This is a genomic window from Campylobacter showae CC57C, from assembly GCF_000344295.2.
Taxonomy (GTDB): domain Bacteria; phylum Campylobacterota; class Campylobacteria; order Campylobacterales; family Campylobacteraceae; genus Campylobacter_A; species Campylobacter_A showae_B.
Window position 1 is genome coordinate 1 of the sequence record NZ_AOTD01000027.1, and the last position, 20,133, is coordinate 20,133.

A 20,133-nucleotide genomic window follows, 5' to 3' on the forward strand; every position below is an offset into this window, starting at 1 on the left:
AAGTTAAACTACGCCTATTCTGTCTGGAATGTTTATTTCGCATCTTGCTAAATTTGTAAATTTGACATTTTCGCGGTACGGGTCTCGGTAGGTCAAATTTAGCTTAAATTTGAAATCAACTACAAGACAAAAGTACAAATAAAATATTAAATTTTGCAAGTTTCTCTCTGTGTCCAAAAGCCAAAAACTAAGACAATATCGATTTTATATATATTTAATGCGCCTCGGCGTAAAATAGATTTAAAATTTATTTTAGGGAAAAAGAAAATGAAAAAAGTAATTTTTTGTTTGGTTGCGGCGTATTCTTTGGTCTCTGCCGCTTCGTTTAACGAGGCGCAGATACGTGAATTTGAGCAAAAGTGCGAGGCCGGAGACGCTATTATATGCGGTAGCGTCGGGATATCGTACTATATGGGCGATAACGGTTTTACGAAAGATTACGAAAAAGCTGCGAAATTTTTTGCGAAAGCTTGCGACGGAAATAACTACAAAACCTGCTCAAATCTCGGGTTTATGTATTCTACTGGCCAAGGCGTCGTTATAGACCCTGATAAAGCTGCGGAGTTATACGCTAAGGCTTGCGAGGGCGGAGACGTTTTTGGTTGCCAAAACGTAGGAGCCATGTATCTTAAGGGCGAGGGCGTAAAAGCAGACGCCATAAAAGGGCTAGGCTATATAAAAATAGCTTGCGATAAAGGACTTTGGGGTGCTTGCTCAAATTTTGCGCTTGCTAACGAGCTTATCGGTCAAAAAACCAAGTCGGAAGCATCTTTTAAAGCAGCCAAAGAATACTTTAAAAAAGCATGCGATCTGGGCAAAAACGACCGCAGCGCGCAGGTTATTGAGGAGCAAAAGAAGATATGGCTACAAGCGTGCGAGAAATATGAGGCTCTAAAGTGATTTCAGGTTTGCAAATTGAGCTTAAAGGCAGTGGCAAAAGCGCATTTTGTCATTGCCTGAGTGTCATTTCAAACTAAAATTTAATCAAATTTACGAGTCTACATAAAACTAATAAAAAGCGGCGCTACGCTAAAAGTCCGGCGCCTTTGATCGCTTGGCTGCGCTCTTTTGCGTAGATGCGCTCGCCTCCCACGACGTCGTATTTCCAGATCGGCGCGTTAGCCTTAAAGTCCTCTACAAACTCGTTTATTAGCCGCAAGGCGACCTTTCTTTGCGGGCTCACGACGCCTGCGACGTAGGAGCTCTCGTGCACCGGCACGTCTCCTTGCGAATGCGCAAAAAGCACGTATGCACCCAGATCCTTAGCTTTTTGCTCCCAGCCAGCTAGCCATTTGCGCAGGATCGGCTCGTAGATATCAAAGCTAAGCGCGCTGATGCCGCCTTCCTCGCGCACGATGCCCGTAAACGTGATGAGCGCGCCGCCGTTTTTGTCTTTAAACTCGTCGTACCAGGCATTCGTGATCGCTTTGGCGTCGAGGCTTCCTTCAAATATCTGCATCTCAGCCTCCGCAAACCGGCGGTAAAATGGAAATTTTATCCCCGTCTTTTAGCGGCGCCTCAAGAGAGCTTGCGATCTCGTCGTTTACGGCGACAGCGCAGATTTTTAGCCACTCGGATAGCTCCGCATACTCGCCTAGTTTTTCTTTTACTTCGCTTAAATTTGCCGCTTCCAGCTTTAAATTATTCATCTTTATCGGGCCCAAAAACTCGATTTCTACCATAAATTTGCCTTTGAAATTAAATTTTTTTCTTGATTTTACTTAAAAAAATATTTAGATATACTTACGCCAAATTTTAAACGAAAGAGCCCTAATGAACGAAATCTTAAGCAAAATAAAAACACCCGCCTATGTCTGCGAAGAGGCGAAGGTGCGTGCAAATCTCGAAATTTTAAAACGCATCAAGGATGAAAGCGGCGCAAAGGTGCTAGTCGCCCTAAAAGGCTTTGCATTTAGCGGCGTGATGGGGCTTGTAGGCGAGTACCTAGACGGTGCGACGTGCAGCGGCCTACACGAGGCTAAATTTGCTGCAAAATACGTTCGCGGCGAGATCCATACCTATTCGCCGGCATTTAAAGACGAGGATATAGATGAGGTGCTCTCACTCTCAAAACACGTGGTTTTTAACTCCTTTGCACAGTGGGCTAAATTTAAAGAAAAAGCCCTAGCTGTCGGCGTTACCTGTGGGCTTCGCGTAAATCCCGAGCTATCCGTCGCGCCGACTGACGCGTATAACCCGTGCGGTCGCTACAGCCGACTAGGTATCACGCGCGCAAATTTTGACGCTGACGCGCTTGATGGTATCACGGGACTGCATTTTCACGCACTTTGCGAGGAGAGTGCGCAGAGCCTGGAGACCGTGCTGATGGCGTTTGAGGAGAAATTCGGCGAGTTTATCCCGCGTATGAAGTGGGTAAATTTTGGCGGCGGACATCACGTCACCAAAGAAGGCTACGACGTCGATCTGCTCATAAATTTGATCAAAAACTTCCGCAAAAAATACGGTGTCGAAGTCTACATAGAACCCGGCGAAGCGGTTGGCTGGCAGACGGGATTTTTGGCCGCTTCGGTGCTTGATTTTGTGCAAAATGAAAAAACCATAGCGATCCTAGACGTCTCGGCCGAGGCGCATATGCCAGACACCGTACTGATGCCGTACCGACCGGCCGTGCGAGGCGAGAACAAGGGCGGTAAATTTAGCTACCGTTTCGGCGGAAACACCTGTCTAGCCGGCGATATCGTGGGGCTTGACGCGGGCGAGCCGGAGTATAAATTTGACGCGCCGCTAAGCGTGGGCGATAAGGTGATATTTGAGGATCAGATCCACTACACGATCGTGAAAAACACGACCTTTAACGGTATAAAGTTGCCCGATTTACTCTTTTTAAAAGAAAACGGCGAGCTTGTAACCGTGCGGGAATTTGGCTTTGAAGAGTATGAGAGGCGAAACTAGATTTGCCTCCTGAAACTGCGCCCTTTAGGGTGCAAATTCGACGTTGGGGGGCGCCGTTTGGGCCGTAAATTTAAGTCAAATTTGGTGTCGAATTTTTGCCCCACATGCGGGCGCACTAAACCGTGCTTTTTCGGCGCTAAATTTTGAAATTTGGTTTATTGTCCGTCAAATTTGCCGCAAATTTAATCTCAAACAAAGTTAAATTTAAGATAAATAAAATCTAGCTTATATAAATGAATTAATATAGCGGATTATAAATTTGACCCCGATTTTGATAAAAAAGTGCCGCAACTGCCTAAAAATGCATTGTTTTGACGCTAAGCTTGCATTACGTTATTTTTTGATATAATTTCATGAAAATCCGCAAAATTTAGCCTTTGGCTGGATGCCGACCACGACGAGCTTTTTAAGGCGGAAAACAAAACCAAAGGGAGATAGCATGACGAGAATTTTTAGTTTGCTTTCGGTTTTCGCCTGTTGGGCCTTCGCTATCGAGGCGAGTCCTAGCACGAACCAGTATCAGAGCAATATCTGGGCTGCGGGTAGAATCGAGAACATTAAGCCTTACGAAGACGGTTTGGGGCCGATTTTCACGTTCATTCAGGGCAACGACTACTTCGCGATAGCGGCCTTGTCGCTTATTTTGGCTGTTATCGGCGCGTTCGTTCTGCACTTTTTGATCATCGGACCGAAACACTTCAGCCACGATGGCAAAAAAGTCTATGCATTTAATATGATAGAGCGCGTCGCTCACGGGCTAGCCGCGATATCGTGGATAGTGCTGGTACCGACCGGTATCATCATGATGTGGGGCGCAGAGCTTGGCGGCGGGGCTTTCGTGAGATTTTGCAAAAATATTCACGGGTTAGCCACTATTATATTTGCGGTATCCGTATTACCGATGCTGATAGCTTGGACGAAAAGAATGCTACCGACGATCTACGACATCAGATGGATGCTGATCGTAGGCGGGTATCTTTCAAAAGTTAAGCGACCGGTACCTGCGGGTAAATTTAACGCCGGTCAAAAAGCATGGTACTGGGTCGCTATCCCCGGCGGTATCGTGATGATACTAACTGGTGCCGCGATGTTCTTCTTAGATTTTAAAACGCCTGACGTCGCTACTTGGCTAGGCGTACCGCAAATCGAAGTTTTAAGAGCTTCTGCGCTAGTTCATAACGTTCTCGGTATAGTTTGCGCCGTATTTTTCCTGGTACACATATACATGGCTGCTATCGCGATACACGGCGCTATCTGGTCGATGGTAACGGGATATAAAGAAGAAGAAGAGGTTTATGTGCTTCACCACTACTGGTATCAGGAACTCATCTCTAAAAATAAAATCCCCGTATCTGAATACGAAAAAACTTACGCGAAATTAAAATAATAAAAAAGGAGAAGTTTTTCTCCTTTTTTATTTTAAAGCCTAGGCTGAAATCCGCCTTTTTATACAAAATTTAAAATCTTTTAGATAAAATCTCTCCTTAGACTTCAGGTTGAAGAGTAATAAATTTTAAGGAAAAATCAATGCAAATCGATTGTAGAAATTTAGCTTGTCCGGAACCCGTCATCAGGACTAAAAATGCGCTTGAAGGCTTAAAAAAAGGCGAAAAGCTTGAGATTTTAGTAAATTCTATCACTCCAAAAGAAAACATTAGCCGTTTTTTAAAAAATCAAAACGTCGAATTTAGCATAGAACAAAACGGCGCCGAGACAAAAATCACCGCCGTTAAGGACGAATCCAAGCTGGAGCTAGCTAATTTTGACGAATTCGTCTGTGAAATCACGCCAAAGAATAAAAAAACAGTCATTTATCTAAACGAAGAATACGCCGGAAGCGGCGACGTGGGCGTTAGCTTGCTATCTAAATTTTTAGGCGCGCTTTTGCAAGTAGACAATAAGCCAGAATACGTCCTTTGCGTAAACAATGCCGTCAAAATGACGACGAACCGCGCTCATCCGAGCTTTAAACCGCTTAAAGATTTAGAGGCTGCGGGCGTTAAAATTTTAAGCTGTGGCAGTTGCCTAGAGGCGTACAAGCTCGTAAGCGACCTAAGCGTCGGCGAGATGTCAAACGCCTACGAAGTTATGCAAATTTTAACTACGCACGAGCAAATCAAACTATGATTTATAACGACAAACGTCTCACGAAATTCGTCCGAGCGGCGGGTTGAGCGGCCAAGCTTGACCCGTCGGGTCTAAACAAAACTATCGGCGATTTAAATTTAGCTCACCCAAATTTGCTCTCAAACATCGGCACGAACGAAGACGCAAGCGTCTTTAAGATCACGGACGACATCGCGCTCGTGCAGACGCTAGACTTTATCACGCCGGTGGCGGACGATCCGTTTTTATTCGGTCAGATCGCAGCCGCAAACAGCCTAAGCGACGTATTTGCGATGGGCGGCAAGGTACTAAACGCGCTAAATATCGTCGGTTTTGATAGCTGCAATTTAAGCGGAGAAATTTTGGGTGAAATTCTGCGCGGCGGGCAGGATAAAGTCGCCGAATGCGGCGGCGTGATTGTGGGCGGACACACGATAGAGACGCAGCAGATGTATTACGGACTTAGCGTTACGGGCGTCGTTTCGCCAAGCTCCTTTTGGTCAAACAACACTGCGCGAGAGGGCGACGCGCTCATACTCACAAAGCCGCTGGGAACTGGTATTTTAAGCACGGCGATCAAAGCCGATCTGCTAAATTTAACCCAAATCGAGCAGGCGGTCGAGACGATGCGGCAGCTAAATTTCTATGCCGTGGACGCGCTAAAAGGTATCAACGTAACGGCGGCGACCGACGTCACGGGATTTGGCTTTTTAGGGCATTTAAGCGAAATGCTAAACAATAAAATAGGCTTTGAAATTTACGCGGATAACGTACCGGTGATAGCGGCCGCGCGCGAGTTTGCCGACATGGGTATCATCCCCGAGGGCAGCTATAAAAACCGCGAATTTGCGTCCAAATTCGTTAACGGCGATGTGGATATCTTGCTTTACGACGCGCAGACTTCCGGCGGATTACTGCTAGCGCTACCACAAAGCGAGGTAAATTTAGCCCTCTCTCGCCTAAAAGAGGCAGGTTACGAGAGCTCGGCAGTCGTGGGTATAGCTAAAAAACGCGGCGAATACGGTATAAATTTAAGGTAACCGGGCCTTAAATTTAAACGGGTAAATTTATCAAATTTTACGGGTTTAAATTTGGTCAAATTTTGAAATAGCAGATTAAAACGGCAAGCCCATCAAATTTATTTATAGAAATCAGCAAAGTCGCCGAGCCTATAAATTTAGTCAAATTTGACTCGCTTAAATCCGCAAAATACAAAATTCTTAAAAATAAAAATTAGTTAACATAAAAATTTCTCACGAAATAAAATAATAAATTTACAGCCAATCCCGCGCCTAAAAATCAGCAAATTTTTATATTTATTCGCAAACCAAATCCGTCAAATTACCACAATATTTCTCCAAATTTTAGAGCAATCTGCAACATATTATCAAAAATATTCCGTATTTTAAGCGAAAATATAAAAGAATTAAATTAAAACCACAATCTAATCTTAACGAAATAAAGGAGATAAAATGGAATTTTTATCGTTTCTCTTTCTGGCTATAGCCGTTTTTATAGCTTGGAAAAACCTGAAAAAGAGGGCTTAGCGTTTGGCGCATTTGCCGTGGGGACGGCGATTTGCTTTATTATGTTTTTCATCGCCAGCTGGACGTCCCTGCTGCCTTACGCGGCGTATTAGGAGGGCGTGATGAGTTTTTTTAACGATAAAAATTTCGATTTTATCATGGCTAGCGCGGTCTTGCTTGTGCTTGCTATCCCCGTCGGTATCGCAAATATCTATCTTGGCTACGTCATCGGCGAGGGTCCTTGCGCGCTTTGCTGGTGGGAGCGCATCGGCATGGTCGTAGTCGGCGTCGCGGGTATCTTGATACTGCGCTACGGACTAAAGGCATGCTACATAGCTGCCGTGCTTTTCGGCGCTACGTATGGTATTTTTATGACGCCAAGACACGCTAGCTTTAGTTTGTATAGAGACGTAGGTATGGGTTTTGGCGGCGATATATTCGGCGCGCACACTTATACGTGGGGTATTTTGGTGTACTGGGTCGTGGTCGTGGCGATGGGGCTGATGATGCTTTTTGCCAAAGACAAGGTCGTCTATGGCGATATCTCGCGCTCGGACACTAGGATCAAGCCTCTTAGCGCATATTCTAAATTTGTTATCGCATTAAGCCTCTTTGTGATCCTATCAAATGCCGTTCAGGCGCTCATCTCAGCAGGTATCCCTCCCTATAGCGGCAAGGGCGATCCTGAGCGCATCAGTCTAAATAATACTTGGACTTCAGGCGTTTGGAAAAGGTTTGAAAAGCCGTTTTCATTTGTCGGCGCAAACGTCGTCGAGGATCCGTTTATAGCGGGCGAACCTAGAGATATAAGCGTCAAATTTAACCAAGATCCAAGCGCCGGCGCGTTTGTTGACGTAAAGCCTGCGCTTAGCGTGAAAAACAGCTTTCCGCTTCCATTTGAGACAAAAGGGATTTTTGGCAAAGGCGTAACGAGCGGACTTGCGTATAACGCTAAAAACGATACTTTTGGCATCTCAAACACCGAAGGCGGAGTTTATTTTACGGATGCGAATTTTAAAGAGATCGCTCACGCTATCATCGACAAGCCAAATGGCCGCAATATCAAAAAGGCCGTCGCATCGACATTTGTAGGCGATATGCTGGTGACTATGGGCTTTAACAAAACTACCTTCGCCGTTAAACCTGCCCAAAATGTGGACGCGTATCACGAGTGGAGATATTTTAGAGAGAGCAGCGGCGGGCTCGAGTCTGCGTGGAATTTTACCGTCCGGCGCTTTTAACGATAAGAGCGAAAAAACAGTACGTCCTAACGCTCGCAAAAGATCCGCAGAGCACATATATGTATATGATTACGGTGCCAAACGAGCGCGCTAAGAACTTGATCCTTATAAAAGTCGATAGCAAGGATAAAATGCTAAGCGGCGAGACCATCGTGACATCGGGCCTCGCGCTAAAAGATAAACGCGATCTAAAAGACTACTACGTCACGGCCGGCGACGTCGCGGGCGGTAAGTTTTTGGCATACTCCAAAAACTACAACACCTTGCTCGTGATCGACCTTGCGGAAGCGAAAGTAGTTGACGCCTACGCGATGCAGCAAATAGGCGACATCTCAGGCATGGCGATAAAGGGCGGTAGCATCTACGCTCTAGCTCATAAAGATGGCAAAGTAAACGTCGTAGAGCTAAACAATCCTCTGGGCGAGTAAATTTAACCCCAGACCAAGGCAAATTCGTCCGTTTCGGGCGGGCGAGTTTGCCTCTACCCTAAATCCTTTTTAAGCTTAAATTCGGTCAAATTTTATATAATTTGGTGTAACCATAAAAACCAAAGGAGCGAAAATGAATTTTTTAGAATCGATGAAATTTCGTCATGCGTGCAAAGTCTTTGACGAAAACAAGAAAATCAGCGCGGGTGAATTTGACTTTATCTTGGAGGCGGGCAGGCTAAGTCCTAGCTCTGTAGGGCTTGAGCAGTGGGACTTTTTAGTCGTGCAAAACGAGCAGCTCAGGCAAAAGATCCGCGAAGTCTCGTGGAATCAAGTGCAAATCACCTCTTGCTCGCATTTGCTGGTGATCCTTGCTAAAGTAGCCGAGGTGAAAAGCGTGGGCGAATACGTGGAGAAAATGATCGACCGCCGCGAGGACAAGGCGCCAGAGATGATTACCGCTAGGAAGAAATTTTATGGCGATTTTTTAGAGGGACGCTTTCATCGCGATGACGAGCTAGTTTTTCACTGGTCGAGCAAGCAGTGCTACATCGCGGCGGCAAACATGATGACCGCGGCGGCGAGTCTGGGTATCGACAGCTGCCCTATCGAGGGCTTTGACGCAGCGGCGTTAAATAAAATTTTAGGCCTTGACACGAGCAAGCAGCGCGTGAGCCTCATGGTACCGTTTGGTTACCGCGTCAAACCGCAACCAAAAAGATACCGCCGCGGACTAAGCGACATCGTGAAGTGGATTTATTAGTTTTGGGCGAGATAGCTGCGGAAAATTAACGGAGTCGGCGCGAGCTTAACGCTATTTTGGCGCCGACCGAGTTTTAAATCTAAGCTTTGTTGCTCAAATTTGACGCAAATTTAAATTTGCCAAGACGACGTGAAAGAGCCAAGTGCGGCAAAGCTTTGCACCAAAATACCGTTTTGTATCTAGGTCGGATAGTAAAACGTCGGCGGGTTTGGCGAAATAACCGTTTGAAGCAAAAGACAGCCGCGCTTATATCGTACGATGTTTTATGCGAGTGAGTATTTGGCCGCGCTGCATGATGAAAATTAGTACGAGCTAATTAAAGCGCACCCGTATTTATTTTGCGAGCGGCTTGGCAGATTTGATCAAATTTAAGACGCAAAATTCGGCGAGACTTCAAATTTACAGATTCAACAAACTCCAAATTTTAAGAATTTCCGACCGCGAAAATTTACGGAGCTTGCAAATTTATTCAAACTCAAATTCGGCTAAAAATTATCGCTCCGCCCGTTTAGTAGTTTGTCCACGACGTAGACGGCGATCTTTTTAGCGCCGTTCATGCTGATGTGCATGCCGTCGTCCTTGCGCAGCGGCTTTTTGTCCGCGCCTTCTTTTAGATATTTGCCGTTATCGCAGATCGCGCCGCTGATATCGATGTAGCGCGCGCCGTATTTTTGCGCCGAGTCCTTGTAGATCAGGTTTAGCGCCTTCATTTTTTTGTCGAATTTCTCGCTCTTCATGCACGGAATCCCCAGCCACACGACCTGCGCGCCGTGCTCTGTGGCGATCTCGTAGATCTCGGCGATCCTGCCCTCATACGCCTCGCGCCACGCATCAGTGCCAAAGTCCAGCGCCTGCTCGTCAAAGGTGTAGCTATAAGCGTCGTTTGCACCAAAAAGCGCGAATATCAGAAGATTTTGCGGGCGATTCTCGAGGCCTGCTAGCGCCGCCTTTAGCTCCTCGCTCCAGTCGTAAAATTTCTTATTCGTTAGCCCCGTGCTTGCTTTGGCCATATTTTTGATTGAGATTTTGCTCGTTTTTAGTGCATTTTCAAAACCCCAGCCAAAGCCTTGCATTATGGAGTCGCCTATCAAAATGACGCCTAAATTCTCATTTAGCTCGATATCAAAAGTCGCGGATTTGTTTGTTTTGCTTGGAGCGCTCGGTGTTAAATTTGAGGCTAGCGAGCTGTTTTTATCTAAATTTAAAGCAGTTTTAGCGGGAGAAATTTGAACGGTTTGCGCAGTTAAATTTGCTTCTTTTACTGCGCCGATATTAGGCGTTAAATTTTGCGTATTTTGAGTGTTTAAATTTGCGGGTTCGGTTTTGGTGGCAGTTATGTTTTGATCCGTTTTGGCGCTAGTTGCGACCTGTTTTTTATCGCCCGAAAAAATACCCGTAAGTTTATCGATGGCCGATTTTACACTTTGCAAGCCATCCTCGGCCGCGCTTATAAATTTATCGCTCAGCGCCATTGCTCGTTCGTCCGTGATGAAAAAATCCTTTTGATATTTGGCTTCGTAATAGTTTGACAGCGGTCGCAAAAATAGCGCAATCAGCGTAAAAAACGCGAGAAATACCCCAAAAAACGCTCTCATTAAAATCCTTGATATATAAAGTTAGGCATGCCAGACGGCATCAAAAAGTAAATAATTATCCCAAAAATCGCCAAAAAAACGGCTGAAAAAAGGGCGTTTATATTTTCAAAAAATTTAACCAAAAGCGGATAAACGTCAAGCGTAGCGTACAAAAATACGAATACGAAAACGCCAGCAAATAGCGCGCAAATCGCAAGAAGCTCGCCGCCCGAGTTTCTAAAAATAGCTCCGATGTAGCGCACCGCCCCCTCAAAATCCATCGTGAAAAAGACCCAAACTATGCTCACGAAAATAAACGTAAAATATCGTCCAAGTATGGCCGAATTTAGCCACTTGCGCTCGCTGGTTAAATTTAAAAATACGACGCCAAGGCCGTGGATGAGCCCCCAGAGCAAAAAGCTAAGCCCAGCACCGTGCCAGACGCCCGAGATCGCAAAGACTAGCATCACGTTTAGCTGCGTTTGCGCCTGCGTGCCGCGACTGCCTCCGAGCGGGAAATAGACGCACTCTTTAAAAAAATTCATGAGGCTGATGTGCCAATTTTGCCAGAAAATTTTTAAATTTCGCGCCGTAAAAGGGCGGTTGAAGTTTTGTGGCAAAACAAAGCCGCACATGAGTCCTAGCGCCGTCACGAAGTCCACGTAGCCGCTAAAATCGGCGTAAAGTAGCACGCTGTAGCCAAAAAGAGCGCCAAGAAGCTGCGAGGCGGGTAGGGGGGGTGCGGCAAAAACGGGATTAACTATCTCGAAAAGATGGTTTGCAACGATGAGTTTTTTAAATAGCGCGGAGCATAAAAGCGCGAATATGGCGGGACTAGCGCGAAAAACTTTGGGAGAGTTTAATGACTCGAAAAAGGGCTTAGGGCGTAAAATCGGGCCCGAAATAATCGCGGCGAAAAAGCTAAGAAAAATCAGCGTATCAAGATAGCTAGGCGCCTCTAGTTCGCCCTCTCGCACGGCTTTTAGCAGTAAAATGCTCATAAACGAATAAAACGAAATGCCAAGCGGAAGCGCGATGGTTTCGAGCCTCATGACGCCAAATTTGATCGTAAAATAGCCGCCGTATTTAAAAAACGCAAGCGCGCAAAGCACGAAAATGACGCCGGCGGCAAACGAAATCGCGGAATCCTTGTTCTCGCTCGCCCTCGCAAAAAGAAAAATCGCCGTGCTAAAGATAAAATTTATGATTAGAAATTTAAGTCCGAACGAGGCTAAAAACAGGTAAGAAAAGGCGAGTAAAACGGCTTTTTGTATGTGCGGGCGCGTGTTTAAAAAATAATAAATCGGCCAAAAAATAAAAAAGCACAAGCCAAATTCTATGGAAAAAAGATTCATATCCCGCCTAAATTTTTGCGTAATTATATAAAAAAATTATTTTGGGTTAGGTTAAATTTACGTTTGGAGGGAATTTAAAATTTACTTGCTGTTTTGCTTGCACGTGTTTTAAATTCGCCGTCAAATATGAGTTTAAAACGGCTCAAATTCTCGTCCAAATTTGAGCTCCAAAGTCGCTCGCCGTCTTGCGTAAATTTGGCGAAAATTTAAAGCCGCTCTATCGCCGCAAGTACATTTGTAGCGTCGTTTGCGGGCTCGGCTACGTCGTTAAATCTTTTTACGACTTCGCCGTTTTTCATAATCAGCGTTTGGCGGCGGTAAAATTTCTTGCCGTCGTTTGTGATAAAAGTTTGCAAATTTAGCGGGGATTCTAGTTCGAAGTTCTCATCGCTCAAAAATATAAAATTTGCACCTACGCTTTGTTTAAATTCGTTCATCTTTTCTACGCTTTGAGAACCGACAGCTATTAGTGTAAAGCCCAAAGATTCAAGCTTTTCAAGGTTTTCTTGGTAGGCTTTGCACTGAAGCGTGCAGCCGGTTAGCCCCTTTAAATCCTTTAAATTTTCAGGCAAAAACTTCCCGCTCTCGCCCATTTTAGGATATGTAAAAACTATGCAGTTTTTGCCGCCCGTTAACTCGTCAAATTTGACCGGATTTGCGTTTATATCTTTCATTGCGTCCTCTTTGAGTGTGAATTATTAAAAAAATAGACTAAAAATAGCACCGTAAAGCTTATAAACAGCATAATCGCCGAATAAACGTGCGCCTTAGTATAGTCCATGAGCTCGACGGCCTCGTAGATGGCGATGCTGGCGACCTTGGTTTTGTCTCCGACGCTGCCGCCTATCATCAGCACGACGCCAAACTCGCCCAAAGTGTGCGCGAAACTCACTATGAGCGCGGTTAGAAGCGATGGTTTGATATTTGGCAAGGCGACTCTAAAAAGCGTCTCCCATTTACCTTTGCCTAGCGAGTAGCTCGCCTCAAAAAGGCTCTTTGGCAGGCTCGCAAAGCCCGCCTGAAGCGGCTGAAACATAAACGGCAGCGAGTAAATGCAGCTAGCGATGATGAGGCCTGAGAAGTTAAAAACCAAGCGGATATCAAAGGTTTCTTCAAAAAATTTGCCCAAAAAGTTGTAAGGCGAGAGAAAAACCAACATGTAAAAACCTAGCACCGACGGCGGTAGCACGAGAGGTAGCGAGATCACGGCCTCGAGCACGGGTTTAAATTTAAAACTCGCGCGGCTAAGCCAAAACACAACTGGCAACACGAGGAAAAATAGGATCGCAGTCGAGATAAGAGCAAGCTTTAGCGAGAGGTAAAAGGGCGTAAAATCGATATTCATCTCGACTCGCTTTGCGGGTAAATTTCGGCGTTTCGCTCGTCAAATTTGCCCGATTTAGCGCCGTAAAATTCGTCGTTTTTGCTGCTGCTTTTTTGCAAATTTAACCCAAATGCCTTGGCGCTTATCGCCGCTTCGTCGCCGGCTTTTAAATTTGCAACTTCCGCGGCGCTTAGAGCCACTTCGCAAAGCTGCCCACCGACTGAAACTACGGCTACGTAGATAGCGTCGCGCTTTGAGATCTCTAAAATTTTTGCCGGCAGGCTAAATTTCTGCGAGCCGCTGTGGCGCAAAAATATCTCGCCCGGGCTGCTTTCCTGCGCTATTTTACCGCCGTCTAGCACGAAAACTTTTGAGGCGAGTTTGTAGATCTCCGCGACGTCGTGGCTAACCAAAATCGTCGTCATATCAAACTCGGCGTGCACCTTAGCAAGGTAGTCTTGTAGCTTTTCGCGCATGGCGTTGTCAAGGGCTGAAAGAGGCTCGTCGAGCAGTAAAATTTCAGGCTTTCGCATGAGTGCGCGGGCTAGGGCGGCGCGCTGCTTTTGACCGCCGGAGAGCTGCGAGATGGCGGCGTTTTCTAGCGAGCTCATCTTGACAAGATCCAGCAGCTTGCGCGCTAAATTTAGGTCGTTATTTGCAAAAAGCAGGTTTTTCATCACGTTCATATTTGGAAAAAGTGCGTAGTCTTGAAATAAAAACCCGATGTTTCGGCTTTGCGGCGGAGCGAAGTTTTTACCGTCAAAAAGCGTCCGCCCGCCTGCTTTTATCGTTCCGCTATCAGGCGTTTCAAAGCCCGCGATCAGGCGCAGTAGCGTTGTTTTACCGCTGCCGCTTTTGCCGTAGAGAGCGACGAATTCGCCCTTTTTTACGTTCAAATTTACGTCTAGATCAAATTTCCCGTTCGCGCCGTTTAGGCTTTTTATGCAGTTTAGTTCTATCATGCGATGTAGAGTGAGGTTGCCTTGACGTAGGCGTAAATTTGATCGCCGAGTGCTAAATTTAGCCGCTTTAGAGATGCTGCCGAGATAATGCTTTCAAACTCAAACTCACCCGCGTTTAGATGCAGCGAGCTTGTGATCTCGCCTTTTTGGATATCCGAAATTCGCACTTGTATCTCGTTTGAGACCGAGCAGTTTAAAAGCGGGGAGGTAGCGACGAATACGTCCGAGCTTTTAAAATTTAGCCGAACTTCGTCGCCGATTTTTAAATTTTGTAAATTTTCCAAAGAGAGCATTTTTAGGCTTAAATTTTCGACGCTAAACTCAAAAACGCTAACGCCGCCCGTTTGCTCTATCGCCGAAATTTTAGCCTTTATCACGGGACGACGTATCCGAATTTTCTAAAGATTTTCTTCGCGCGGTCGCTTCTGATGAAGTCGTAGAAAGCCTTTGCTTCAGGATTGTTTTCGCCGTGTTTTAAGATAACCATGCCTTGATCGATCGGGGTGTAGAGCGCAGGATCGATGAGGATAAAGTTTTTGCCTTCTTTGTATTCGGCTATTTTTTCATCGTGCATTGCAGAAGCCGCGATAAATCCGACGTCAGCAGCGCTTAGAGCTTGGCTTAGAGCCTCGCCGATAGATTTTGCCAGGACGATGTTTTTCTCGACTTTATCGTAGATGCCCGCTTTTTTTAGAGCTTCGATGCTAGCTTTGCCGTACGGAGCGGTTTCAGGATTTGCGATCGCGATGGCTTTTAGGCCTTCTACCGCGTTTATGCCCTTAGCTAGATCGATATCTCTGATCGTAAATAGCGCAAGCGCGCCCTGAGCGTATACTACGGGCTGGGTTACGGCAAATTTAGTGTCGTATAGATCCTCTACGAATTTCATATTTGCAGCCATAAAAACATCCGCCGGAGCGCCGTTTTTGACCTGGGTAGATAGCGCTCCGCTAGCTCCTAGAGTGACAGTTACTTTGGTGTCGGGATTTGATTTAGCAAACTCAGCCTTTAGCTCGTCAAACGCGTAAGTGACGTTTGCAGCGGCAAATACGTTGATCTCGCCCGCATTTAGGTTAAAAGCGGCGATGGCCGCGACTACTAGCGAAAAAAATGTTTTTTTCATTTTTTATACTCCTACTATGATTTGACTTGCTTTGATTATAGCGGTGAGCTCGTCGCCCACGCCGATGCGCATTTGCATCGCGCTTTCTTTGGTGATGATAGAGGTTATCGTCTGATGATTGCTGATTTCTAGTACGATTTCGGCGTTTACGGAACCGATTTTAGCCTCGATAACGCGCCCTTTTAATAAATTTGTTGCGCTTAGCTTTAGATTTTCCTCTTTTGCGAGCATTACGCTTGGGGCTTTAAAGATAAATACGACCTTTTTGCCGACCTTTAAATTTAGATTTTTTTCAGACTCGACCGTGACGTTGGCGCGCAAAATTTCGCCGTTTGAGAGTTTGGCGCTGATTTGCGAATTTACCGCGCCCGTTTTTACTTCGGTTATCTCACAGCTTAGTTGATTTCGCGCGCTTAGACTCATGCTCATGCGTTGTAAATTTAAAATTTCGTTCGTATCGACGTTTATATTTGAACAAACTTTTTCTAAAAATATCTTTTGGCTCTCCAGCATCGCGTCGTATAGCGCGATCATCTTTTTGCCGTACGGCGTGAGCTCCGAGCCGCTGTTTTTCTTGTTGCCTTCGGCTCTTGCGATTAGCGGTTCGTCCGAGCGGTTATTTAGCGCGTCCAGGCTGTCCCATGCGTTTTTGTACGAGATACCGACGTACTCGGCTGCTTTGGTTATGCTTTTGGTGTGTTCGACGGCCTTTAAAAGCTCTATGTGCTTGGCTAACACCGATACCCCGCTATCTAAAAATAGCTCTAAACTAACGTCTGCTTTCATGAAAATCCCCCAAATTCTATCAATATAAAAAAATAATTTGCTAGGAAGTATATTTAAATATATATGAAAAATAACTTAAATAAACTTCGTAATACCGGGCATTTTGAAATTTATAAATTTAAAAGCTACATTGAGATAAAATCTCAGGTTACTGCCTTTGCAGACTTGAAATTCGGAGATTTGATGAGAAAATTTTTACTCTCTTTTTTGCTCGTTTTTTCTTGCGTTTTTGCCGAACAAACGCAAGAAAAGAGCGAATTTGACGACGAATTTACCCAGCCTAGCGAGATTTTCGATCCGCTTAGCGGTTATAATAGAATGATGACGGGGTTTAACGATTTTATGTACGTAAATGCCATCCATCCCGCGATAAAAGGCTACAACTACGTAGTGCCAGAGGCTGCCAGAACTGCGGTGGGGAACTTTTTTGACAACCTTTTATATCCAGTTCGCTTCGTAAACAACCTCTTGCAGTTTAAATTTAGCGAGGCCGGCGAGGAGACGCTGAGATTTTTAGCAAACACGATCATCGGCTTTGGCGGGCTAACCGATGGCGCGAAATACTACAATCTGCAGCGCCATGACGAGGATTTTGGCCAGACGCTAGGCTACTGGGGCGTGGGTAGCGGATTTCACGTGGTTTTACCGTTTATCGGCCCGTCAAATTTACGCGATATCGCGGGTCTAGTCGGCGATTATTACCTCGATCCAATCAGTTACGTAAAGCCGGCGCTAGACTCCTTTGCTATAAAAACTTTCCGTCAGGGCAACCTTTTGTCTTTACATCCAGATGCTTACGACAATCTTAAAAAAGACGCGATCGACCTATATCCATTTCTACGCGACGCCTACGAACAGCGCCGCAACCACTTAATAAAGGAATAAAATGAAATTTTTAAAAATCATCCTGCTTGCGCTTTTTAGCGCGGTTAGCCTCTTTGCGATCAGTGAGGATCAGATAAAACCTACGATGCAAAAAACAACGCAAGACGCCATCGAGGTACTAAAAAACGCAAATTTGAGCAAAGACGAGAAAATAAATAAAATTTTCGCCGTTTTTGATCCATATTTTGACTACGAGCAGATGTCTAAAATCGCCCTAAACAAGCGCTACAACAACCTAAATGCCGAGCAAAAGGCTAAATTTAACAAAGCTTTTGAAGAGAGGTTAAAATCAAGCTACGTCGATAAGCTTTTAAGCTACAAAAACCAAACTATAGATTTTAAAGACGTAACCAAACCAAACGAAAATCGCTACTTTCTAAACGCCGATTTAGTCGGCGAGGACGGTAAAAACTACGGCTTTACGTATAAATTTTACAACGCCAAAGATCGCGGCTGGCTCATCTACGACGTCGAAATTTTAGGCGTTAGTATCATCCAGACCTACCGTAGCCAGTTTGATAGCCTGATGGAAAACGAGAGTTTTGAAAATTTGCTTAGCAAGCTAAACTCCGTCCAAGCTCCGCAATAAGGCGTTGATGAAGCGGATTTTTAAATTTATCGTCAACTTTCCAAAAAGTGTTATCGCAGGCGTACTGGCCGCTACGCTCTTTTTTGGATATTTTAGCGGCAAGCTCGAGGTGGACGCGTCTACCGAGACGCTGCTGCTTGAAAACGATAAAGACTTAGCCGTCTTTAGGGACGTTTTTAAACGCTACGTTAGCCCAAACTACCTAGTCATCGCCTATACGCCAAAAGACGATTTGCTCGCGCCATCTACGCTTAAAAAGATAGAAAATTTAAGCCGCGAACTAGAAAAAAACGAGCTCGTATCAAGCGTCATTTCCATATTAAATATCCCGCTGCTTCAAAGCGGAACTAGCGATCTTAGCGAGCTGGTTAAGCATGTACCTAGCCTTGCCGATACCGATATAAACAAAACCTTGGTGCGCCGCGAGTTTGCGGATAGTCCGCTATATACGAACAACCTCGTTAGCCGCGATCTAAAAACTACGGCGATCGTGCTAAATTTAAAGACCGATGAGAAATATCAAAGCATACTAAACGAGCGAAACGCTCTGCTAAACGCCAAGCTAGAGGGCAACATTACAAGCGAGCAAAAACAGCGTCTAAGCACCGTAAATGCGCAGTTTAAGGCTCACCGTGATGAAGCGCGTATAAAAGAACACGCAGCGATCGAGCAGATACGCGAGACGATAGCGAAATTTGGCGGCGGCGAGAGTCTGTTTTTAGGCGGGGCAAATATGATCGCCGATGATATGGTGAGCTTCGTGCGCTCGGATCTTGCGACCTACGGCATCAGCGTAACTCTACTTTTGGTCTTTTGTCTTTGGCTGTTTTTTAGGCAGATTCGTCACATCGTTATGCCGATTTTTATCTGCGTGATTAGCGTTATTTGGGCGAGCGGGCTGTTTGGGTTTTTCGGCTGGGAGATCACGGTAATTAGTTCAAACTACATCGCCCTTCAGCTCATCATTACTATCTCGGTCGTCATCCACCTGATCGTGAGCTACCGCGAGTTCTGCCTTACAAAACCGCATCTTAGCAACCGCCAGCTAGTCTATCTCACGCTGCGAGATAAGGCTAGTCCGTCGTTTTTTGCGATATTTACGACCGTTATCGGCTTTTTGTCGCTTGCGCTTTCTGATATCAAACCGATCATAATGCTTGGAATCATGATGAGCGCGTCGATCTCTATCTCGCTGGTGCTTGCGTTTTTGCTATTTGGCTCCGCGACGGCGCTGATGCCAAAGCTCGCTCCCGTTAGGACGTTTGAGGATAAATTTAGCTTTACCAAGCACTGCGCCACATTTGCGCTAAATCACAGCCGCGCTGTTTATGCTATTAGCCTTGCGGTGCTTATTTTCGGGCTTTACGGCATCTCAAAGCTAAAGGTCGAAAACAGCTTTATAAGCTATTTTAAAGATACGACCGAAATCCACAAAGGCATGCAGGTGATCGATACGAAGCTAGGCGGCACGGTGCCGGTCGATATATTGATCAAATTTAACAAGCCTAAATTTGAGCAAAGCGCGGCCAAAAACGAGCCTAAAGACGAATTTGACGACGAATTTGCCGCTAGCGCGAAAGAGGATAAATACTGGTTTAATCAGCATAAAATCGACGTCGCGAAAAAGGTGCATAACTATCTAGAAAATAAGCGCTTTATCGGGCACGCTAGCAGCCTAAACACAGTCGTAAAGATCGTCGAGCGCATCACGCAAAAGCCCGCTGACGGCCTCATGCTCTCGATCCTATACGAACAGATTCCGCAAAAGTACAAAGACATCATCCTAAGCCCATACGTAAGCATAAAGGATAACGAGCTGCGCTTTACCGCGCGTACTCTTGATAGCGACGATGCGCTACGCAGAGACGAGTTTTTGCACGAGCTTAAAACCGATATCGCAAATTTGATCGCAAACGACAACGCAAGCGTGCAAGTTAGCGGTGCGATGGTGCTTTATAACAACCTCCTTCAAAGCCTCATCGCCTCGCAGGTGGATTCTTTTGGTTTCGTGATCTTGTCGCTTTTTATCGTTTTTTGCATTATTTTTAAAAGCATAAAGCTAGCCGCTATCGCTATCGCGTCAAATTTGATCCCGCTTTGCGCGGTGTTTGGCGTCATGGGCGTGATGGGTATTCCGCTTGATATCATGAGCATTACGATAGCGGCTATCAGCATAGGCATAGGCGTGGACGACATCATCCACTACATCCATCGCCTAAAAATCGAGCTTCGCAGCAAAAACGTCGCCGAGTCGATCAAGGCCTCGCACGCTAGCATCGGCTACGCAATGTACTACACCTCGTTTGCGATCATCCTTGGCTTTAGCATCATGGTAACGAGCAACTTTATCCCGACGATATATTTCGGACTTCTGACCGATCTTGTTATGATAATGATGTTGTTGGGGGCGCTAGTGCTACTACCGACTCTAATCAAAACCTTTTACCGGGCTAGGATTCCCCGCTGATTCCCCATAAACGACGGATTTCAAAAGTAGTTTTTGATTAAGGCGCTCGGTCACATACTATATGTATGCTCCCGTCACGCCTAATCAAAAA

At 45.5% G+C, this 20,133-nt stretch carries 21 protein-coding genes; 11 read left to right on the forward strand and 10 right to left on the reverse strand.

Translation table 11 applies throughout. The features are described from left to right. Positions 1-267: 267 nt before the first annotated feature. Entirely contained in the window at positions 268-900 is a 633-nt protein-coding gene (locus H740_RS01105) for a tetratricopeptide repeat protein (RefSeq protein ID WP_002950485.1), read from the forward strand. A gap of 124 nt (positions 901-1,024) precedes the next feature. Here H740_RS01105 and H740_RS01110 read toward each other — a convergent pair whose 3' ends face one another. Both H740_RS01110 and H740_RS01115 read right to left on the reverse strand, forming a co-directional pair. Beyond that, on the reverse strand, positions 1,025-1,459 hold the full coding sequence (locus H740_RS01110; protein WP_004322074.1) for a molybdopterin synthase catalytic subunit: 435 nt from the start codon (positions 1,457-1,459) through the stop codon (positions 1,025-1,027). Position 1,460: 1 nt separating this feature from the next. After that, positions 1,461-1,682 carry a MoaD/ThiS family protein gene (locus tag H740_RS01115; RefSeq protein ID WP_004322076.1) on the reverse strand — a complete coding sequence of 74 codons (222 nt, stop codon included), beginning with the start codon at positions 1,680-1,682 and terminating at the stop codon, positions 1,461-1,463. Between the two features lie 91 nt (positions 1,683-1,773). Between H740_RS01115 and nspC the strand changes: the two genes are divergently transcribed. The 7 genes from nspC (at position 1,774) to H740_RS01145 (ending at position 8,977) form a co-directional block, all read left to right on the forward strand. Next, positions 1,774-2,913: a carboxynorspermidine decarboxylase gene (gene nspC / locus H740_RS01120; protein WP_004322077.1), complete on the forward strand. Its 1,140-nt coding sequence runs from the start codon at positions 1,774-1,776 to the stop codon at positions 2,911-2,913. A 439-nt stretch (positions 2,914-3,352) separates the two neighbouring features. Then, positions 3,353-4,300 (forward strand): formate dehydrogenase subunit gamma, encoded by a 948-nt coding sequence (locus tag H740_RS01125; protein ID WP_004322079.1) that lies wholly within the window; start codon positions 3,353-3,355, stop codon positions 4,298-4,300. Positions 4,301-4,440: 140 nt separating this feature from the next. Continuing rightward, positions 4,441-5,040, forward strand: coding sequence for a sulfurtransferase-like selenium metabolism protein YedF (gene yedF, locus H740_RS01130; RefSeq protein WP_004322081.1), 600 nt, complete (start codon positions 4,441-4,443; stop codon positions 5,038-5,040). Continuing rightward, the gene (gene selD / locus H740_RS01135; protein WP_414734170.1) at positions 5,037-6,059 is read left to right on the forward strand and encodes a selenide, water dikinase SelD; all 1,023 of its coding nucleotides are present in this window, start codon (positions 5,037-5,039) and stop codon (positions 6,057-6,059) included. The genes yedF and selD overlap by 4 nt, the downstream gene beginning before the upstream one ends. A 608-nt stretch (positions 6,060-6,667) precedes the next feature. Then, positions 6,668-7,786, forward strand: coding sequence for a disulfide bond formation protein B (locus H740_RS01140; RefSeq protein WP_004322084.1), 1,119 nt, complete (start codon positions 6,668-6,670; stop codon positions 7,784-7,786). Beyond that, a complete protein-coding gene (locus H740_RS12030; RefSeq protein WP_004322086.1) occupies positions 7,759-8,214 on the forward strand; it encodes a hypothetical protein in 456 nt (151 codons plus the stop codon). Before H740_RS01140 ends, H740_RS12030 begins: the two co-directional genes overlap by 28 nt. Before the next feature lie 133 nt (positions 8,215-8,347). Further along, positions 8,348-8,977: an NAD(P)H-dependent oxidoreductase gene (locus tag H740_RS01145; RefSeq protein WP_004322088.1), complete on the forward strand. Its 630-nt coding sequence runs from the start codon at positions 8,348-8,350 to the stop codon at positions 8,975-8,977. Positions 8,978-9,462: 485 nt separating this feature from the next. Here the strand turns inward: H740_RS01145 and H740_RS01150 are convergent, their stop codons facing one another. From H740_RS01150 to H740_RS01185, 8 genes are all read right to left on the reverse strand, one after another. Then, positions 9,463-10,572 (reverse strand): SGNH/GDSL hydrolase family protein, encoded by a 1,110-nt coding sequence (locus tag H740_RS01150; RefSeq protein WP_004322090.1) that lies wholly within the window; start codon positions 10,570-10,572, stop codon positions 9,463-9,465. Then, positions 10,572-11,906 carry an MBOAT family O-acyltransferase gene (locus H740_RS01155; RefSeq protein WP_004322092.1) on the reverse strand — a complete coding sequence of 445 codons (1,335 nt, stop codon included), beginning with the start codon at positions 11,904-11,906 and terminating at the stop codon, positions 10,572-10,574. Before H740_RS01155 ends, H740_RS01150 begins: the two co-directional genes overlap by 1 nt. A 206-nt stretch (positions 11,907-12,112) precedes the next feature. Continuing rightward, positions 12,113-12,580, reverse strand: coding sequence for a redoxin family protein (locus tag H740_RS01160; protein ID WP_004322093.1), 468 nt, complete (start codon positions 12,578-12,580; stop codon positions 12,113-12,115). Further along, positions 12,577-13,251, reverse strand: a complete 675-nt coding sequence (gene modB / locus H740_RS01165; RefSeq protein WP_004322094.1) for a molybdate ABC transporter permease subunit — start codon at positions 13,249-13,251, stop codon at positions 12,577-12,579. The genes H740_RS01160 and modB overlap by 4 nt, the downstream gene beginning before the upstream one ends. Beyond that, entirely contained in the window at positions 13,248-14,192 is a 945-nt protein-coding gene (locus H740_RS01170) for an ABC transporter ATP-binding protein (RefSeq protein WP_004322096.1), read from the reverse strand. The genes modB and H740_RS01170 overlap by 4 nt, the downstream gene beginning before the upstream one ends. Next, entirely contained in the window at positions 14,189-14,569 is a 381-nt protein-coding gene (locus H740_RS01175; RefSeq protein ID WP_004322099.1) for a TOBE domain-containing protein, read from the reverse strand. The genes H740_RS01170 and H740_RS01175 overlap by 4 nt, the downstream gene beginning before the upstream one ends. Further along, positions 14,566-15,315, reverse strand: coding sequence for a molybdate ABC transporter substrate-binding protein (modA, locus tag H740_RS01180; protein WP_004322102.1), 750 nt, complete (start codon positions 15,313-15,315; stop codon positions 14,566-14,568). Before modA ends, H740_RS01175 begins: the two co-directional genes overlap by 4 nt. Positions 15,316-15,318: 3 nt before the next feature. After that, positions 15,319-16,101, reverse strand: a complete 783-nt coding sequence (locus H740_RS01185; protein WP_004322104.1) for a TOBE domain-containing protein — start codon at positions 16,099-16,101, stop codon at positions 15,319-15,321. Between the two features lie 63 nt (positions 16,102-16,164). Here H740_RS01185 and H740_RS01190 point away from each other — a divergent pair, with 63 nt between their 5' ends. The 3 genes from H740_RS01190 to H740_RS01200 are packed head-to-tail and all read left to right on the forward strand — an operon-like array spanning position 16,165 to position 20,042. After that, positions 16,165-16,986, forward strand: a complete 822-nt coding sequence (locus tag H740_RS01190; protein ID WP_004322107.1) for an MlaA family lipoprotein — start codon at positions 16,165-16,167, stop codon at positions 16,984-16,986. 1 nt (position 16,987) lies between these two features. After that, a complete protein-coding gene (locus H740_RS01195) occupies positions 16,988-17,575 on the forward strand; it encodes a Tgt2/MlaC family protein (RefSeq protein ID WP_004322110.1) in 588 nt (195 codons plus the stop codon). A gap of 7 nt (positions 17,576-17,582) precedes the next feature. Next, entirely contained in the window at positions 17,583-20,042 is a 2,460-nt protein-coding gene (locus H740_RS01200) for an efflux RND transporter permease subunit (protein ID WP_004322113.1), read from the forward strand. Positions 20,043-20,133: the final 91 nt, after the last annotated feature.

Excerpts from the sequence above, each read along its gene's own strand:
- modB (WP_004322094.1), bottom strand. The coding sequence starts at position 13,251 with ATGAATATCGATTTTACGCCCTTTTACCTCTCGCTAAAGCTTGCTCTT.
- H740_RS01105 (WP_002950485.1), top strand. The coding sequence starts at position 268 with ATGAAAAAAGTAATTTTTTGTTTGGTTGCGGCGTATTCTTTGGTCTCT.
- H740_RS01115 (WP_004322076.1), bottom strand. The coding sequence starts at position 1,682 with ATGGTAGAAATCGAGTTTTTGGGCCCGATAAAGATGAATAATTTAAAG.
- H740_RS01185 (WP_004322104.1), bottom strand. The coding sequence starts at position 16,101 with ATGAAAGCAGACGTTAGTTTAGAGCTATTTTTAGATAGCGGGGTATCG.
- H740_RS01125 (WP_004322079.1), top strand. The coding sequence starts at position 3,353 with ATGACGAGAATTTTTAGTTTGCTTTCGGTTTTCGCCTGTTGGGCCTTC.
- H740_RS01160 (WP_004322093.1), bottom strand. The coding sequence starts at position 12,580 with ATGAAAGATATAAACGCAAATCCGGTCAAATTTGACGAGTTAACGGGC.
- H740_RS01200 (WP_004322113.1), top strand. The coding sequence starts at position 17,583 with ATGAAGCGGATTTTTAAATTTATCGTCAACTTTCCAAAAAGTGTTATC.
- yedF (WP_004322081.1), top strand. The coding sequence starts at position 4,441 with ATGCAAATCGATTGTAGAAATTTAGCTTGTCCGGAACCCGTCATCAGG.
- nspC (WP_004322077.1), top strand. The coding sequence starts at position 1,774 with ATGAACGAAATCTTAAGCAAAATAAAAACACCCGCCTATGTCTGCGAA.
- modA (WP_004322102.1), bottom strand. The coding sequence starts at position 15,315 with ATGAAAAAAACATTTTTTTCGCTAGTAGTCGCGGCCATCGCCGCTTTT.
- H740_RS01195 (WP_004322110.1), top strand. The coding sequence starts at position 16,988 with ATGAAATTTTTAAAAATCATCCTGCTTGCGCTTTTTAGCGCGGTTAGC.
- H740_RS01150 (WP_004322090.1), bottom strand. The coding sequence starts at position 10,572 with ATGAGAGCGTTTTTTGGGGTATTTCTCGCGTTTTTTACGCTGATTGCG.
- H740_RS01170 (WP_004322096.1), bottom strand. The coding sequence starts at position 14,192 with ATGATAGAACTAAACTGCATAAAAAGCCTAAACGGCGCGAACGGGAAA.
- H740_RS01155 (WP_004322092.1), bottom strand. The coding sequence starts at position 11,906 with ATGAATCTTTTTTCCATAGAATTTGGCTTGTGCTTTTTTATTTTTTGG.
- H740_RS01145 (WP_004322088.1), top strand. The coding sequence starts at position 8,348 with ATGAATTTTTTAGAATCGATGAAATTTCGTCATGCGTGCAAAGTCTTT.
- H740_RS01140 (WP_004322084.1), top strand. The coding sequence starts at position 6,668 with ATGAGTTTTTTTAACGATAAAAATTTCGATTTTATCATGGCTAGCGCG.
- H740_RS01190 (WP_004322107.1), top strand. The coding sequence starts at position 16,165 with ATGAAAAATAACTTAAATAAACTTCGTAATACCGGGCATTTTGAAATT.
- H740_RS01110 (WP_004322074.1), bottom strand. The coding sequence starts at position 1,459 with ATGCAGATATTTGAAGGAAGCCTCGACGCCAAAGCGATCACGAATGCC.